Raw genomic sequence first — 17,441 nt, 5'->3', positions numbered from 1 at the left:
TTCCTCTCCCAGCCGTAGTATACAATACCCGTTCTGAGTACATTTTCATCTTCTGTGGTGTAGCGCTGGTTTTTGCGCTACATGGATGGCTAACGTGTGCTTTAATTGAAGATCATTGAGTTGCATATGCAGCTCATTTTTTCTTTATTGAACTCCCATGAAAGAACATGATCGTCTTTCATTTTCTGTGGTGTAGCGCGGGTTTTGCGCTACATGGTTGGCTAACGGGGCAGGTTAATTGAATGGCATTATTTAACTTGTGTTCAACAATCGGGCCAGATTGTTTTATCGGGATAACACAGTATAATAATTTTAGAAATAACTATTGGAAAATGAGAGCACGAGAACATTTAGAAGGGAAATAAAAAAATGAATGACAAGATTATTTCAATCATTTCCACATATAAAAAAGATGGCGATTTTATGGGAGGGGTAAATGAAGATACGATTCGAGAAGCAGCACAAATACTAAACATTACATTCCCGAAGAGTTATCATTGGTTTTTAAAACAGTATGGTAGCGGGGGACTTGCTGGAATATATACATATGGTTGTAAGGAACCTGCCGCGGATTCTTCCGTTGTTTACCACACGAAATTGTATAGAGAGAAGTATGACCTACCATTACAGTATATTGTTTTAGAAGATAACGATGGTTCTGTGAGATGCTTAGATACCAATCAAATGAACGATGGCGAGTGCCCTGTTATCTTTTGGAGTCGTACTTCATCTGCCAATCCCTAAGCTTTGCAAGCCAGTATTGTGCTTCTTCGTACTGCCAAGGAATGTCATAACCTTTATCGGATTCCTCTTTGTTGATGTCTGCTGTTTTATTCGTGTTGATAAAAAATCCTGTCATTTCAAGCTGCGTTGTTTTGTCTTTGAATTTACGAAGAACACCTCTTTCGAAAGGATTTTTTTCTGTACCCTGACTTAAATGTGAATCATTCTTGATCCATTCTCCAGCCACATTTCGAATAGACTGCACATACTTATAAGTATCCATTTCTCCACTGTCAAGCATACGCACCTGATAAGTTCTTAAAGGTAGAAGGAGCTTTGTCAAAAGCAACACAGTAGTCCCCGGAAACCACATCTCATATACTTCTTCAGAAAGTCCTTTTTCTCTCTGCTTATACTTGGAAGTTACTCTGCATCTGTAAACACAGTCTGTGTCATTTTCATTAATAACAGACTTATCAACAATGAACCAATCACCACCTGTTCTACTTACATCGCCTGTACTTTGTGCAAATTTCAAGTCTCTAAAGCAGGTTGCATTTGAAGGGCAGAGTAAATTACGAAGGTCTTTAATGTATCTATAAGGCAGAACATTCTTATCTGATTCATTACGTTGCGATGATTTTACATAGTCTGGTAAGTATTTTGTAAGAGGATTTTTAAATTCTGCTGGAATAAGTTTGTTTCCTAAATCATCTTCAACCGAAAACTTTTCCTCAATAATCCAGTCAATAAATTCAACAATCTTTTTTGCTCTTGATAAAGCGTTCTTTTGTGATCCCATTTCTGCATACATAATCTCGTAAAAATCTGGGGTGTCATATTCTTTTGAAATGAACTCCTGTATAGACCTAGTGATCTTATATGGAATAACATATTTATTAAAGAAGTTTGATAGAGATTCAAGTGCTAAGGATTTGCTTCTTATAATTGTTTTTATCCATTCCGAAGCATATTCATTCCATTCTTGTAAATCAGAATCATATTCTAAAAGCCATTCTAAATTTCCACTAGTAGACGTTCCGTGTTGCCTTAATTCAAGTTCTCTTTGTCTGGCTTTTTCCTTTAACTGTTCAAGCATCAGATTTTCTTTTGACGATAATGTATTATCACCAAAAGCTCCGTTTTTAATGAAATCTCGGATCCATCTCATAACAGTATGAGCTTTAACACCATATTCTCGCTCAATATCCATTGATGATTTGCCTTTGCAAAGTTCTTCAATCATTTTATACTTAAAATCATTCTCATAACTTATTCTTCCCATTTATTTTCTCCTATATCTGTATCTGTTCTGCTGTTTAGTTTCTTCATTCATCCATTCATCAATTTCAGTCTGCATTGGAAGTACACAACCATTATCCAAAGAAGCAGTGGCATTATTTAGTGAAGCTGTAACATCTGCAACTGTTGGCTCTGTGTATACTTTCTGAGACTCCATGGATTTGTGGTGCATTGCAATTTGTTTGATGCGGTCAGGTATATTGGCATTTTTAAGTCTTTGACCATATGCGTGTCTATGTCCGTGTGGAGTAGTGCCATCTTTCTTTCCGACTGTCAAACCAATCTTTTCAACTGCTTTTTCGTGTGTCTCCCTCCGAGTCCTAAGTGGCATCATTTCTCCTAGTGTTTTAGGCGAATGTGAGACAAAGGCAAATGGGTGAGTATCCTTAATGCCATCTCTTAACCTTTTTGCCATATACATTTTCCATACATACATAAAGATGTATCCCCATTCCTTTGACAACCAGTAAACATGCATATATTTATCTTCATCGTTATCAAGTCTTGGCTCTTTCCACCCTGCAAATCGTTTGTCCTGTGCGGAATACATATTGCGTGGGAGCAAACCATATTTTAACAGCAGATAGCTTTCTCTGTCTGTTATATATTTACCAGTAGTAGGGTTCTTGAAATCCTGCGGGGCTCTTCCTTCGCTTGGATGATAGATTCGTACCACAGCAAGATTTGGGTCTTCATGGTCAGGGAAGACGTCCTGTACCCATAAATGAAATACTTCACTATGCCTAAGTCCACCGCCATGCATCAGTATAGTAATGGCAATATTACGCCAGTTATAACGGTCAACAAGGTCTAATTCATAGTTCTTTCTCGTATTCTTAAACCCTTCCCATAGGAGCTCATGTATTTTATTTTCGGGGAAGGCTTTTGTATCTCCTTTTGATGAGTATGGTTTTCTTCTTCTAACAGCATTGCGAGCTAATTTTGCAGTTTCAGCGATTTTATGAACATCATTTAAATGCCCTAGAAATGAGTTCTGACTTTTGTTTATCTGTGCCATCCAGTTAAGTCGTTCTTCATATCTTGTGGCTTTTCTCCAAGGATTTAATTGAACAGCTCCATATTCTTCATATAACCAATCTGAAAACCCATTTAAGGCAGATAAAAGCATATTCGCTGTTTCAACTCTTTTAGGTAACCAATAAAGTCCCGAAGGGTCTAAACCTTCTTCAATTATTGTTCCTGAATAAACAGACTCCGTAAATGTATCAAAGAATTCTTTTGGAGAAGAATAATATTTCTGATTAGCTTCCATATAATCAAGCAATAGTCCAACAGCTTGTACTAACTTCTTATGCCAAGTTCTGCTTTTACTACGATTCTTTATTTGATATCTGTGTAATTGTTCAAAAAGCATTGTCTCTCCATTATACTTAACTAGAAGATTAGGAAAGTCTATACTTCTTCCTGTACTATCCCTATATGTTTTTGAAGATACCTGAACATATCTCATATATATCCTCCTATACCTATAGTTTGATTATAATATTACATATAATACCATTGGTATTTACATATAACTACAATAAAAAAGGTAATACATCATTAAAATGTAATACCTTTTTAGTAGTTTGATTATAAATATTTCACCCTAGATAACTAGTTTTGTCCAAAGGTCTCATAATTATTTCGGCTCCCATGATACGAGTGCTGCATGGAAATCATGACGATAATAATAACGCCCGTTCTTTTCCTCCATAAACGGCAAGATCGATTCTTCAACATGCTCTCTATTAAAAGTGTTATTTATTATTTTTTTACTTTGTGTTGTGATAAGCTGCTCATAGCTTTCATATTCATACACTCGTTCTAAAGGAATGATTTTGCACTCTGCATAAATATCCATTTCATAGAGCAAATTTAAAAATTCTATATAATCTCTTCGTGGAAATTTAATATCGTAGCCATACTTTTCGTATAAAATTTCATAGTGAGGTTGAATCGGCCCTGTTGTCATGCCAATAATTGCACGCTTTTTAGCTAGACGATTCATATGGTAAAGTGCTGATTTGATTTCATACATACGATAAAAGCAATTGACACCTATGACTATATCGTGCGCATCTATTTCATCTTCAGCAAGGTTTTCCCATTTTGCATGAATATAGGAAACGCGTTGCTTATCCTCCATGCAATTTTTTAAATAGCTAAGAATACTTTCTGAGCTATCTACACATGTTAGCTTTCGCACATGATCAGCTAGTGGAAACGTATAATTTCCCCAACCTGGACCAATTTCCAATACCGAGTCCTCAGGTTGAACACTTTTTTTAATTTCTTGAAAAATTTTTGCAGCATAAGGATCAGTTTGTCCAGCCTTTTTACGTACGATTGACTGCGCCCAAAACTGCTCCTCTAATTGATCATTGACCATTCTTTCTGGCATTTGACCATGCCAGTCCTTCATACCTTCCTGCCATAACGCCTCATAATTAATAGCTAATGGTCCTTTTCTTGTCATACAGGTACCTCTATATCCATAATTTCGTATACTTTTTTCATATCGAGATTAGCACGCACATGCTTTGCAAGCATATTGTAAGCGTCCTCTCTACGTTCTGCGTCACTTTTCACATCACTTGCTAAAGCAGCGAGCCCCTTTTTCACGCGAATTTCATTGACAAGCTGTCGTGTAAAAGTACGATTATGGAATAAACCATGGAAATATGTTCCGATCACTTGCTCATCAGCACTTACTGCACCATCTTCTCGCCCATCTGCAAGCTGTAAAAATGGGGATGCTTCATCACGTAAAATTTTCGTACGTCCAAGATGAATTTCATAGCCAGTAAACGTATCCTGGCCTCTTGTTCCTGTCATTTGCACTGTTTTTTTATCACCAACAAAAACCGTTTCCATCGGTAATAATTCTAGACCTCGCGCTGAATCCCCATTACCTTCTACTGCATCTGGGTCCAGTAATGTTTCACCGAGCATTTGGAAGCCACCGCAAATGCCAATAATCTTTGTCCCCCGTGCGCGTAAATTTGCTATCGCATGATCGAAGCCTTGTTCCTTTAGCCACGCTAAATCATCGATTGTACTTTTTGTTCCAGGTAGTATAAGTAAGTCGGGCGTACCAAGCTCCTTGACATTGCCGATTAAACGCACACCAACCTCTGGCTCATCAAAAAATGGATCAACATCCGTAAAATTTGAAATGCACGGCAGTCGAATCATTGCCACATCTACGCCAAACTCCCCTTGCTTTGGCTTTTTAAAGCGTAATGAAGATAATGCTAGCGAGTCTTCAGCCTCAATATTAACATCTACATATGGTATAACTCCAAGGACAGGTATCCCTGTTTCACGTTCTACCCATTCAATGCCATCATCGAGTAATTCTCGTAGCCCTCTAAATTTATTTATAATTAGCCCTTTCACACGCGCACGTTCTGCATCGTCCAGTAATGCGAGTGTGCCAATTATCGATGCAAATACGCCACCTCGATCGATATCAGCCACTAGCACAACCGCTGCATCTGCTAGATGGGCCATGCGCATATTTGCTATATCACGGTCTTTCAAATTAATTTCTGCAGGGCTACCCGCACCTTCAAGGACAATGACATCATATGTATTTTGTAAAGTTCGTACTGATTTTTCAACGATCGGCATCGCTTCTTGTACGAATTGATTACGATAGCTTTTGGCGTCCATATTTAAAAAATGCTTGCCATGAACAATTACTTCCGATACCATATCCTGCTTTGGTTTTAGCAATATAGGATTCATATCCGTAGTTGCGACAACTCGTGCTGCCTCTGCTTGTACACCCTGTGCTCGGCCAATTTCTCCGCCGTCTTGAGTTACGAACGAATTAAGGGCCATATTTTGTGATTTAAACGGTACTACCTTTAGCCCATCATCAGAGAAAATACGGCATAGCGCAGTACAAATCATACTTTTTCCTACATCAGATGCCGTTCCTTGAACCATGATAGATTTTGCTGGCATAGTCTTTTCCCTCCTTTTTTATAGTTGAAGCAGGGGAGCAAGTCAGGGTCCTTGCGCGTGTGTTTTTCTTGCTTTCGTGTATATTCCCTCCAAAGCGGGAATATTCTGATACGTTCTGCTAGCATTTTCACAAACGTGCGAAGATCAGCTTGATACCGGGGATCAGCTTGCTTCCGGTATTCTCCCCCGTTCTGTGGGTATCTCCTCCGAAGCCCGAGTATTGCCACGTTCCACAGGTATTCTCATAAAAGTGAGAATCTCTAATTAGAATTCTAGACCTTTTACAGCTGGAATGCCTTCATCATAATAATGCTTTGTCGCATCGATTGTTGATACTAAATCGGCCATTGCAATTAGCGCTGGATTCGCGCTACGTCCTGTTACGACTAAATGCATTGTAGATGGACGCTGCTGAATGGCTTCAATGACTTCGGCTAATGGGAGCACATCATCGATTGGAAATTTTGTTATAGCCAGCGCATTGTTGAGCTCGTCTAATACGAGTACATCGATACTGTCGTCTTGCAAGGCAGCCTTTGTTTTTTCCCATGCTTTTGCTAATGCAGCACGATGCTCGTCTGGTGTTTTTGTCCAAGTGAAGCCGATTCCCATTTGCTCCATTTCTACGCCAAGCTTACGAAGAGCAATTTGCTCTCCGTATGTACGCTCTGGTGATTTAATAAATTGCATATAGCGTACATTCAGGCCGCGACCAACTGCTCGCAATGTGACACCAAGAGAAGCAGTTGTTTTGCCTTTCCCTTCACCCGTGTACACTAAAAACAAGCCTTTTCTAGCCATTCTTCATGCCTCCCTTAAAGCCATGTTGTTTTTTCTTCAAATGACGTACGTTTCTTGTCTTTAAGCTCCTGTTCTTCTGGGTAGCCAATAAAGATCGTTCCTACTACCTTTTGTGATTCACTTGCGCCAATGAATGCATGCATACGTGGATCATGAACAAGCCCTACACCACGTGTACGCCATACAAAACCAAGCCCAAGCTCTTCTGCAGCAAGCCACATAGACATAATAGCACTACATACGGCAAAAACATTATCTGCTGTCGCATCAGCATCGTCCTCTACAATATCTGCTGTCACAACAATGGCCACAGGCGTTGTTTGAACAACTTTTAACGAGCTTTCTACTAAATTTGGTTTTGTTGGGAATCGCTCTTGCAAATAGGCATTCGCCATTTCCTCGTAGCGTTTCATCGCATCATCTTGAATAACATAAAAATGCCAAGGCTCACGCATACGGTCATTTGGAGCATAAGTTGCAGCTTGTAAAATTTTCTCGATTTTTTCTTTTTCAATAGGCTTTGTCGTGTAATTGCGAATCGCACGACGATTTTTTAAAGCCTCGATTACTGTCATGATGTAATTCCTCCTTATGCTTAAATACGTTTTTATGTAAAGGCTAGTCCCTGTTCCTCAAACCATTGAATTTTCTCGCGTACATTGACGACTTCGCCAACAACAATCATGGATGGATTATGATAGCCTTCTCGTTCAATAATGCTAGCTATTTCATCAAGCTGACCTGTGATGGTACGCTGTTGCTCTGTTGTTCCCCATTCAATAACGGCGACTGGAGTAGTTGCCTTGCGACCATTTTCGATGAGCTTTCTAGAAATATAAGCAATATTACCAACACTCATATAAAAGGCAACTGTATCGATGCCTGTTGCAAGTGCGGGCCAATTTAAAAAGTCCTGTCCTTTTTCATCACGACCATGACCTGTTACAAGCGCAAAACTTGTCGCAAAATCTCGGTGTGTTACAGGGATGCCCGCATATGCTGGGGCAGCAATTCCAGCTGTAATACCTGGTACAATTTCATAAGCAATACCATGATTTTTTAAAATTTCCGCTTCTTCTGCACCACGACCAAAAACAAATGGATCGCCACCTTTTAAACGTGTGACAACCTTGCCTTCATGCGCTTTTTCGACAAGTAATGTATGAATCTCATCTTGAATGAAATGATGCTTCCCAGGTAATTTACCACAGTACACAAGTTCGGCATCTTTTTTGGCAAACTCTAGTAATTTCGGATTCACAAGACGATCATATGCAATGACATCAGCCTTTTGAATACACTCGAGCCCGTACACTGTAATGAGCTTTGGATCTCCTGGTCCAGCTCCAACTAAATACACTATTCCGTCTTTCATTGCGCTTCTCCCATCAGTATTTGTTGTAAAAATGCTTCACGTCTCTCAATCTCTCCATTACGTGTCCATTCTAGTAGGCTCGGTTCAAGTAATGCTTGTAAGGCGTTGCGCCTTTGCGGGCCCTTGTCAAACTGAGCCGCAATCATTAAACGTGCCTGCTGTAAGAAGCATACATAGTCGTCATAAACCTCATCAAATTGCTCTTCGAGGTCAGCTTTTATTTTACGTGCTAATGCAGGACTAGCACCTGACGTTGAAACTGTTAACACTAAAGGACCACGGCGCACTGTTGCTGGCGTTATAAAATCGCTTTGAGCCTGTGCATCTGCGCGGTTGATGAGCTGCCAATGTTGTGCCGCTTCTTGTACAGCCTCATTTACTGACGTATCATTTGTAGCCGCAATGATGAGTGATGCATCATCTAAATCACGCGCTTCAAATTCTTTTTCACGCCACGTAATTTGCCCTAACTCGGCAAGAGGCAGTAATGATTCATCTAGAGTTGGACTAACAACGACAATATTAGCTTTAGCTGGAAGCAGTGAAGCTATCTTCTGTGTTGCTACGTGTCCCCCTCCAACAATTACTACAGTTTTATATTCAATATTGATGTGAATAGGAAAATAATTAGTCATGATTTTTCACCTTCTTACAAGCTGTTAACCAATTGTCAACAAGCTTTGGGTTAGATACGAAATGAAAATGCGTATAGCCAGCTACTAAATTTCCAGCTTGGTAGCCCTCTTGTTTGTTACCAAAACGGCCCTTCGTTTCATAGGCCGGCGTATTATGCGAGCCACTATATTTTGAATAGTGGAATTCATGCCCCTTTGCTTCTTCATCCGACCCAATTAAAAAATTATTTGGTGTGCCAGAAATTTCACGGTAACCGAGAGCCGCTAGCTTCGCTTGCATCGCTACTTCTCCTGGAATAACACCAACCATATCATAACGGTCACCATTGCTATTCGTAATAGCCTCCGTCAAATACATGAAGCCACCACACTCAGCTAATGTTGGTAGACCTTTGGCAACTGCTTCACGAATAGACTTTTTGGCAACCGAATTGTCCGCCAAAATATTTGCAAATTCCTCTGGGAAGCCTCCACCGATATACAATCCGTCTGCTTCAGCTGGAACAGGCTCATTTGCAAGTGGGGAGAAAAATTGCAGCTCAGCTCCTTTTGCACATAGTAGATCCAAATTCTCTTTATAATAGAAGTTAAAAGCTGCATCCTTTGCTACGGCAATGCAAATATTTTGCGAAGGTTGTTCATCAAAAAGTTGCCCTGATTCATGTAGAACAGGAGCCTTTGTTAATGCAAGCAATTGATCTAAATCAATGGTCTCAGCCATTAGAGCGCCTAGCTTATCAAAAAATGTATCTAGTTCCCCTCGTTCGATAGCAGGGACTAGTCCTAAATGACGACTAGGAATATCAATCCCTTCCTCACGCTTTAAATAGCCGATGACAGGAATACCACATTCCTGCTCAATAGCAGCCTTCGCTATTTCATAATGACCGACACTTCCGACTTGGTTAGCAATGACACCAACGATATTCGGTTGATCCGACAACAATTGAAAGCCTTTCACAACTGCCGCTACACTTCGTGCCATACTTGCACAATTGACAATTAAAATAACGGGGCTCTCTGTGACAACACTAATGTCTGCTGCAGAGCCAGCATTCGATAGCGGACTTTTGCCATCATAAAAGCCCATAACTCCTTCAATAATGGCAACATCAGCATCTTTACTTGCGCGTGCGACAATATCTCGCACTGCTTCATGTGAAAACATCCAACTATCGATATTACGTGATACACGTCCTGTAACAGCAGTATGATAAGTAGGGTCAATATAATCGGGACCACATTTAAAGCCTTGCACAATTTTGCCCTTTTCTTGTAACGCTTTCATTAGTCCAATGGTAAAGGTTGTTTTACCAACTCCACTACCAGTACCAGCAAGTACAAAGCGATTCGTTTGCATAGGCTTCCTCCTCCTTAAAATGTTAATCTAGCAACAGAGATTGTAGCATTGCCCGATTTTTTCTTTTCTAATACAAGTGACTCCACCTGCGCATAACGCATTGCTGCAGGCTCACTCACCCCGTATGCTCCTGTATATTTAAAAACGGTTTCCGATGGTGAAGGGAAATCAATTTCATTTAATTCCGCCGGTGAATATGTTACAAATTCCCAATCGTATTTCTTTGTTATTTCTAAGAAACATTGCTCATCCTTCTTTAAATCAATCGTGCATAGCGCTTTCACACTTTTTTTCGAAAGCTTCAGCTCTGCAAGGGTTTCATCAATGACCTGCTCAATTTCTTCCACTGCTGTCCCACGATTACAGCCCATGCCAAGCACCACCGATTTTGGTCGATAAATAACACCATTTTCTAGAAGCACTTCTTCTTTTGGGTCAATGATGCGGTCAGTAATGAGTAATGTCGCATGTGGTTTCGCTTCAATCGCATCATATGTTGACGGATAAATTTTAATTTGCTCTGGCATCGTTGTGTCACGCATCCACCAGTCACGTTCCCCCGTTTCCTGAACGATTGCAACGTGCTCCTCATTGACAACAGAGGCACTGACAGGTGTCAGTTTATCGGCACTATCCCATACCCAGCCAAAACGAGCACCAAATAAATCAACCGGAATAGTCTTTTGTACATCTGAGGCTGTCGTAATAATAGGATTTGCTCCAAGTGCTGCAGCTACTTCATGTGTCAGCTCATTGGCGCCACCTAAATGTCCCGATAACACGCTAATTACGTTTTCACCACGATCGTCAATGACAACAACGCCTGGATCTGTCTTTTTATCCTTTAAAATCGGTGCTATCATGCGGACAACTGCACCGAGTGAGATGATTAAAATTAAGCCTTTATATTGCTTAAAAAGAGTTGGCAGCAGTAAACGCACAGTACCTGTAAACATCTGAATATGCTTTTCAGCTTCATCACCCTGCTCAAATTTACTCATGTAATATAAGTCGCTCGCAGCAAAAGTATGCTGCAAGCGACGTCCGATTTGAACACCGTGCTTTGTAATGGCGACAACTGCATAAGGATTTCGTTGGTCAACTTCTGGCAATACGCCCTCTTGTAACTCAATCACTTGTTTTCACACCTTTTCTAAAGCCATGTGTAAAGGAAGCATCATATAATTTGGAGCGATATTGATCTTTATCATGAATAGTCGGATCTAATGCCCAGCCAGCTAAAATCATCGCATGCTTACGAATACCGTTGACACGCATTGCTTCATCCAGTTCAATTAATGTTGTACGGACGATTTTTTGATCTGGCCAAGAAGCTCGTTGAATAACAGCTACTGGTGTATCATCGGCCCAGCCAGCATTTTGTAATTCTTTTACTATTTTCTTTGTTAGCGTTGCGCTCAGGAATAAGGCAATTGTACAGTGGTGACTCGCTAAATCACGTAGCTTCTCAAATTCTGGAACAGGTGTACGTCCTTCGGCACGCGTTAAAATAAGTGTTTGTGTTAAATCAGGAATTGTTAATTCTGCCCCTATTGCCGCTGCTGAAGCGAAGACAGAGCTAACACCAGGAATAACCTCGTAGCCAATGCCTTCTTTTTTTAATAGAGCTACCTGTTCCATGATTGCTCCGTACATCGCAGGGTCTCCTGTATGCATACGAGCTACTATTTTACCTGCATTAACGCGATCTACCATGACCGCTACCATTTCCTCTAAATGCATACCTGCTGTACGAATAACCTCTGCATCTGGTCTTGCCTTTGCAATAAGGTCCTCATTCACTAATGAATCTGTATACATGACAACGTCTGCTGTTTGTAGCATATGTAGACCTTTTACTGTAATTAAATCTGGATCACCAGGACCAGCGCCGACAATATATATTTTCTTCATTATTTACGCACCACCATTAACGTTAAATATTCTAAATCGACACCGTCTAGCTCCCGTACATCCCAAATGATTTCCTCGTCAGATGTTACTTTTGTTACGACCGATGCCTTATCAAGTAAATCTAAATCGCGTAGCACCTCAAGCATTAAATCAATAACTTTCGCTACTTTTATAAACACTACTGCATCGTGACTTTCAATCGCTTCACGCATAGCATCATAGTCATCATGGGCAGGGACAATGGCAACACGGTCATCGCCATCTGCTAGCGCAATCCCAAGTCGGGATGCTGAACCATTGAACGAAGAAATTCCAGGAACCGTTCGGATTTCAACATTAGGGTGCATGTCCTGCATAAGCTTCATCATATGGATGAACGTACTATATAATAATGGGTCACCTTCTGTTACGAATGCGACGTCCTTACCTTCTTTTAATTTCTCATAGACAAGTTCCACTGATTTCGTCCATTCGCGTTCTAATACAGCCTCATCCTTTGTCATTGGAAATACTAGGCCAAGCATATCTTTTTCTTCTGGGTTAATGTAGACATCTACGATACGATGTGCATAGCTTTTACTGCCCTTTAGTTTTTTCGGATAGGCAATAACAGGAGATTCTTGAATAACACGGAATGCCTTAACTGTAATTAACTCTGGATCGCCAGGACCTACGCCCAAGCCATATAAAATACCAAGATTACTCATGATTTTCTTCCTTTCGATATGCAGAAATAATGTAAATAGGATTTAATGGGACAAAACGTGTCATATCTAATATTGGTTTACTGCGCGCAAGCTGTGCCTGCAATATGTCTACAGCAAAGCCACAAGACTTAAACGCTTCGACTGCTTTATATAAATTTTCAATTGTTGCAGCATTCAGGACAATACGACCATTTGGCTTTAAGCGTGTACAACACAATTGTAATAACTCCACCATTTCTCCTCCAGTGCCGCCGATAAAAATCGCATCCGGATCAGGGAAGTTTTCAAGTCCTGCTGGCGCTTTACTATGAATAGCTGTCATATCTACACGGAACTTTTGCTGATTTTGCAGACAATTTTCTAAATCGGGTGCATTTTTCTCCACGGCAAATATTTGACCTTCTGGCGCAAGCTTGCCTGCCTCAATGGCCATCGAACCCGTACATGTGCCAACATCCCAAACGACGCTATCCTTTTGTAGCTGCATCGCTTGTAAACTTAAGACACGAATTTCTTTTTTCGTAATCAACCCTTTGTCTGGCTTACGCTGTGAGAATTCTTCATCATCAATACCAAGTGCATAGTGTTTCGGTACTGAAGTTTGCTGTAAAATGACAACATTTAACGGAGAAAAATTAGTCACTTCTAATTCATCAAGCGAATACCAGCCGAATTTTTCGTTTGTGCCCTGCAAATTTTCTGCCACAAATGCACGATATTCTGTCATGCCAAAATGCTTTAAATAACGTGCCAACTCATTCGGATTATTCTCTGCATCTGTTAGCAACGCCACTTTCTTTTTACCATCAATGCGTTGTGCTAAGCCTTTCATGGAACGCCCATGAATACTTGTAACATAAGCATCCTGCCAGCTTTCCCCCATCTTTGAAAAAGCAAGCTGCACAGAGCTCATATATGGATACACGTCAATGTCTAGCTTTTTCGCTAAATAACCACCGATTCCGTAAAATAATGGATCACCTGACGCTAAAATAACTGTAGTTCTTGTTTCTGCAGATAATCTTTCGACAAGTGCTGAAAGACCACCTTTTATTAACATTTTTTCACCCGTGAAATTCGGGAAAAATTCTAGGACACGCTCCCCACCAACAAGTACCTCACAGTCTTCAATCCACTGTACATATTGCGGTAGTAAGCTTTCTTGCCCGTTATCCCCGATCCCAATCAATTTCATCGATCGATGCAATGTCATCAGCCCTTCCTAATAATTGTCCCTGCATCGAATAAATCGATGTGGATAGCGTTAATCCGCCTTTAATATGATGTAATGAAGAATAACAGCAAGCTTCACATAAGTGGTGGAAGAATGCATCATAGCCCTTTTCTGCCATAATTTCTCCAACCTGGGAAGCAGTGTTTGCCTCTCGTACGTTCGTAATAGTTTCTTCATCTGCACCTATATCCACTGCTAATTGTGCTAAAAAGTTAAAATCAATAGGAGCACTTTTCGAGTGCACCATCATGACACCTTGTGCTACCTTCGAGAATTTCCCCATCATCCCAACAAGCGATACTTGCTCCATACCAAGTCGTTTACAATGCTTTAATGTAAAGCCTACAAAATCGCCCATTTCTATAAACGCTTCCTCTGGTAAATGCGGGTACTGTGCCATCGCATACTTTTCACTACGTCCACCAGTCGTGACGACTAAATGCTTACAACCAGCTTCTTTTGCAACACTAATTGCTTGGACGATGCTGGCCATATAGGCAGAACTCGAAAAAGGCACGACGGTTCCCCTTGTGCCTAAAATAGAGATGCCTCCTATAATACCAAGTCGCCCATTTAACGTTTTTTTCGCAATTTCCTCACCCTCAGGGACGGAAATAACTACGTTAACGCCTCGTTTAATTTGAAATTCATCAAGTACACCTTGTACAGTACTATGAATCATCTTCCGTGGTACAGGATTGATAGCTGCTTCTCCAACAGGTACTGGTAAGCCGGGCTTTGTTACACGCCCGACACCAACTCCACCGTCCAGATGAATGCCTGGTATATCTGACCAGCTTACTGTGCCAACAATGAGTGCTTTATGTGTTGCATCCGGATCATCACCAGCATCTTTAATCGTTTCACAGCTAACAGCATCATGCTGAAATGTACATTTTTCTATCGTAAAGGTTGCATCTCGTCCAATTGGCAAATGAATCGTACTCGTTTCTTGCTCTTCATTTGTAATTAAAGCGAGTAATGCGGCCTTCGTTACTGCAGTTGCACAGGACCCCGTTGTATAACCGTGACGCATGTCTTTAGGATCCTTTTTAGGCTTCCGCTCCATTATTTTTTCGCCTGTTCATCCGCTAAAAGTGAGACAGCATTCAATGCGGCAACCGTCACTGTACTACCGCCTTTACGACCAACATTTGTAATATACGGAATACCTTCTAGTTTTAATAACTCTTCCTTCGATTCAGCAGCTGATACGAAGCCAACTGGCATACCGATAATTAAATCTGGTTTCGCTAAGCCTTCTTTGATTAAACGAATTAATTCTAGCAATGCTGTTGGGGCATTCCCAATTGCATAAATGCCACCTTCGTGTAATTTAGCTGCCTTTTGCATAGAAATAATTGCACGTGTTGTGTTTTGTTTTTTCGCCTCAATTGATACGTCTTCATCAGCGATATAACAGTGTAAATCGCCACCATGCTTTTGGAAGCGTTTTTTCCCTGAACCACTTTCAATCATTTGCACATCTGCAATAACATGGCGGCCAGCAAGGATTGATTGAATACCGGCCTCAAGTGCTCCCGGTGTAATAATTACGCTACGCCCTAATTCAAAGTCTGCAGAAGCATGAATGATGCGACGTACAACTTTCCACTCATCCTCTGAGAAATTATGCTCGCCCATTTCCTCTGCAATAATAGAGAAACTGTAATCGTAAATTTTATCTGGGTCTACTGTTAATGGTTTGAAATCTGTTTTAAAGTCCATTTGGATTGCCTCCTAAAGTGTGTTTTGTACAGCTTGAAGTACGTCTTCAAATGTAGAATATTGCTGTCCGTATTTTATATTTGGTCTTGCAATTAAAATCGTTTCGATGCCACATGCAAGGGCTGCCTCTAGCTTTTCATCCACCGAGCCAACCTTGCCGCTTTCTTTCGTAATCATCAACGTCACATCATATTGACGAAAAAGTGCTTCATTTAATTCCTTTGAAAAAGGGCCCTGTATGGCAACAATATCTCTTTGTGCCACACCAAGTGCTTCGCATTTTTCCATGTTATCGAGTCGAGGAAGCATACGCGCAATTACTCGTGTATTTTCTAAACCATGTAATACCTTTGTAAAGGTTGCTAGTGTTTTACTGCCCGTCGTTAGCATTATGACACCACGTTTTTCTGCTGCTAAATGGGCTGCCTCGTCGTAATCCTTCACAATCGTAATTAGTGGATGTGCATAATGCTCATGAGCACGTTCATAGCGAATATACGGAACATTTGCTTGCTCAGCTGCCACCATAGCATTTTTTGAAGCTTCTTCAGCAAATGGATGAGAGGCATCTACCACTAAACGGTATCCTCGCTCTGTAATAATCGTTGCCATTTCGTCCGCCGTTAAACGACCGACTAAATAAGAAAGGCCTACTTCAGCAAGGCTAGAAGCAGCTGATTCAGTAACGACCGTTGCTGTTACAGCGTAACCCGCTGACTGGATTTCAAGTGCTAGATTTCTAGCATCGCTCGTCCCTGCTAACATAAAAATCATTTCACTGGCTCCTCTTCATGGTGGTGATGATGGTGATCATGGTCGTGATGATCATGGTCATGATCGTGGTCATGATGGTGATGATGATGCGCATGTCCATGTACTGCTGCATAAGCACGATAATTTTCTAAATCTTGCATACCAGTTGACGTGCCATTTACAGCTTGCTCAATACGTTCTAATAGTACATTTTGTAAACGCTCATGATAGCCAAAATAGTTAGCAATTTGAATAGCACAGTCCGGATATTTTTCGTTAAATTGCTTACACATACCGTTCATACGTTCCATTAGGATACCTGTGAATAAAAAATACGGTAGCATAATAATTTTTTTAGCACCGAGCTTCACACAACGCTCAATTCCTTCTTCAACACGCGGATCAGTGACACCCATAAAGGCACTTTCCACATACTTAACCGGTAGTTTTTCCCATAACAAGCGTGTAATTTTATAAAAATCACCATTTGCTGCAGGATCACTACCACCACGTGCAATTAATAAAATAGCAGTATCTTCATGTTGTTCTTCAGCATTGAAGCCGATTTCAGCTAAACGGTCTTCTAAAATAGCAAATATTTCTTCATGGATACCGATTGTTTGACCATATGTGAACGTTATATTTGGATAATGCTCGCGTGCATGTTCGATTTCTGCTGGAATATGTAGTTTTGAATGTCCAGCATGAAGAAGAATAATCGGAATAACATGCACCTCTGTAGCACCCTTTTTCACACAGTTCGTAATACCTTCCTCAATATTCGGCGAAGCGAATTCTAAAAAACATGTTTCAACTAAAAAACGTTCATCAATACGAGGCGTCATTTGCTTGATAAATGTGCGTACCTCTTCATTTCCTGCTTCTAAACGGCTCCCGTGGCCGACAAATAAAATTGCTTTCATCTCATTACCCC

The 17,441-nt window shown here is 40.6% G+C and carries 17 protein-coding genes and 1 pseudogene; 1 reads left to right on the top strand and 17 read right to left on the bottom strand.

What is annotated here, in order from left to right; genetic code table 11:
* Positions 1-423: 423 nt before the first annotated feature.
* Positions 424-729 (top strand): annotated as a pseudogene (locus ACIQ7N_RS22085) (SMI1/KNR4 family protein); the annotation flags it as partial.
* Here ACIQ7N_RS22085 and ACIQ7N_RS22080 read toward each other — a convergent pair.
* The 17 genes from ACIQ7N_RS22080 to ACIQ7N_RS22000 all read right to left on the bottom strand — a co-directional run bounded on the left by ACIQ7N_RS22080 (position 707) and on the right by ACIQ7N_RS22000 (position 17,430).
* Positions 707-1,822: a VPA1269 family protein gene (locus ACIQ7N_RS22080; RefSeq protein WP_402936252.1), complete on the bottom strand. Its 1,116-nt coding sequence runs from the start codon at positions 1,820-1,822 to the stop codon at positions 707-709. The pseudogene ACIQ7N_RS22085 and the gene ACIQ7N_RS22080 overlap by 23 nt on opposite strands.
* A 186-nt stretch (positions 1,823-2,008) precedes the next feature.
* Positions 2,009-3,496, bottom strand: coding sequence for a gamma-mobile-trio recombinase GmtY (gmtY, locus tag ACIQ7N_RS22075; RefSeq protein ID WP_402936250.1), 1,488 nt, complete (start codon positions 3,494-3,496; stop codon positions 2,009-2,011).
* Between the two features lie 171 nt (positions 3,497-3,667).
* A complete protein-coding gene (locus ACIQ7N_RS22070) occupies positions 3,668-4,504 on the bottom strand; it encodes a class I SAM-dependent methyltransferase (RefSeq protein ID WP_402936248.1) in 837 nt (278 codons plus the stop codon).
* The gene (locus ACIQ7N_RS22065; protein WP_402936246.1) at positions 4,501-6,000 is read right to left on the bottom strand and encodes a cobyric acid synthase; all 1,500 of its coding nucleotides are present in this window, start codon (positions 5,998-6,000) and stop codon (positions 4,501-4,503) included. The genes ACIQ7N_RS22070 and ACIQ7N_RS22065 overlap by 4 nt, the downstream gene beginning before the upstream one ends.
* A 264-nt stretch (positions 6,001-6,264) precedes the next feature.
* Positions 6,265-6,801 carry a cob(I)yrinic acid a,c-diamide adenosyltransferase gene (locus ACIQ7N_RS22060; RefSeq protein ID WP_142507080.1) on the bottom strand — a complete coding sequence of 179 codons (537 nt, stop codon included), beginning with the start codon at positions 6,799-6,801 and terminating at the stop codon, positions 6,265-6,267.
* Positions 6,802-6,815: 14 nt separating this feature from the next.
* On the bottom strand, positions 6,816-7,376 hold the full coding sequence (locus ACIQ7N_RS22055) for a nitroreductase family protein (RefSeq protein ID WP_402936244.1): 561 nt from the start codon (positions 7,374-7,376) through the stop codon (positions 6,816-6,818).
* Positions 7,377-7,408: 32 nt separating this feature from the next.
* Positions 7,409-8,176 (bottom strand): uroporphyrinogen-III C-methyltransferase, encoded by a 768-nt coding sequence (gene cobA / locus ACIQ7N_RS22050; RefSeq protein ID WP_402936242.1) that lies wholly within the window; start codon positions 8,174-8,176, stop codon positions 7,409-7,411.
* On the bottom strand, positions 8,173-8,811 hold the full coding sequence (locus ACIQ7N_RS22045) for a precorrin-2 dehydrogenase/sirohydrochlorin ferrochelatase family protein (protein WP_402936240.1): 639 nt from the start codon (positions 8,809-8,811) through the stop codon (positions 8,173-8,175). Before ACIQ7N_RS22045 ends, cobA begins: the two co-directional genes overlap by 4 nt.
* Positions 8,804-10,171: a cobyrinic acid a,c-diamide synthase CobB gene (locus ACIQ7N_RS22040; protein ID WP_402936238.1), complete on the bottom strand. Its 1,368-nt coding sequence runs from the start codon at positions 10,169-10,171 to the stop codon at positions 8,804-8,806. The genes ACIQ7N_RS22045 and ACIQ7N_RS22040 overlap by 8 nt, the downstream gene beginning before the upstream one ends.
* 14 nt (positions 10,172-10,185) lie before the next feature.
* Complete coding sequence (locus ACIQ7N_RS22035) at positions 10,186-11,307, bottom strand: cobalt-precorrin 5A hydrolase (protein ID WP_402936236.1); 1,122 nt, start codon at positions 11,305-11,307, stop codon at positions 10,186-10,188.
* On the bottom strand, positions 11,300-12,085 hold the full coding sequence (gene cobM / locus ACIQ7N_RS22030; RefSeq protein ID WP_402936235.1) for a precorrin-4 C(11)-methyltransferase: 786 nt from the start codon (positions 12,083-12,085) through the stop codon (positions 11,300-11,302). The genes ACIQ7N_RS22035 and cobM overlap by 8 nt, the downstream gene beginning before the upstream one ends.
* Positions 12,085-12,792 carry a precorrin-2 C(20)-methyltransferase gene (gene cobI / locus ACIQ7N_RS22025; protein ID WP_142507087.1) on the bottom strand — a complete coding sequence of 236 codons (708 nt, stop codon included), beginning with the start codon at positions 12,790-12,792 and terminating at the stop codon, positions 12,085-12,087. The genes cobM and cobI overlap by 1 nt, the downstream gene beginning before the upstream one ends.
* A complete protein-coding gene (gene cbiE, locus ACIQ7N_RS22020; protein ID WP_402936233.1) occupies positions 12,785-14,005 on the bottom strand; it encodes a precorrin-6y C5,15-methyltransferase (decarboxylating) subunit CbiE in 1,221 nt (406 codons plus the stop codon). Before cbiE ends, cobI begins: the two co-directional genes overlap by 8 nt.
* Positions 13,962-15,095, bottom strand: coding sequence for a cobalt-precorrin-5B (C(1))-methyltransferase (locus ACIQ7N_RS22015; protein ID WP_248716315.1), 1,134 nt, complete (start codon positions 15,093-15,095; stop codon positions 13,962-13,964). The genes cbiE and ACIQ7N_RS22015 overlap by 44 nt, the downstream gene beginning before the upstream one ends.
* Entirely contained in the window at positions 15,095-15,754 is a 660-nt protein-coding gene (locus ACIQ7N_RS22010; RefSeq protein ID WP_132359980.1) for a precorrin-8X methylmutase, read from the bottom strand. Before ACIQ7N_RS22010 ends, ACIQ7N_RS22015 begins: the two co-directional genes overlap by 1 nt.
* A gap of 12 nt (positions 15,755-15,766) precedes the next feature.
* The gene (cobK, locus tag ACIQ7N_RS22005; protein WP_402936231.1) at positions 15,767-16,528 is read right to left on the bottom strand and encodes a precorrin-6A reductase; all 762 of its coding nucleotides are present in this window, start codon (positions 16,526-16,528) and stop codon (positions 15,767-15,769) included.
* Complete coding sequence (locus tag ACIQ7N_RS22000; RefSeq protein ID WP_402936229.1) at positions 16,525-17,430, bottom strand: sirohydrochlorin chelatase; 906 nt, start codon at positions 17,428-17,430, stop codon at positions 16,525-16,527. The genes cobK and ACIQ7N_RS22000 overlap by 4 nt, the downstream gene beginning before the upstream one ends.
* Positions 17,431-17,441: the final 11 nt, after the last annotated feature.

The organism is Lysinibacillus sp. NPDC095746 (genome assembly GCF_044763535.1).
Taxonomy (GTDB): Bacteria; Bacillota; Bacilli; order Bacillales_A; family Planococcaceae; genus Lysinibacillus.
The sequence above is the reverse complement of the archived record's forward strand: the minus strand, read 5'-3'. Positions and strand labels throughout refer to the sequence as shown.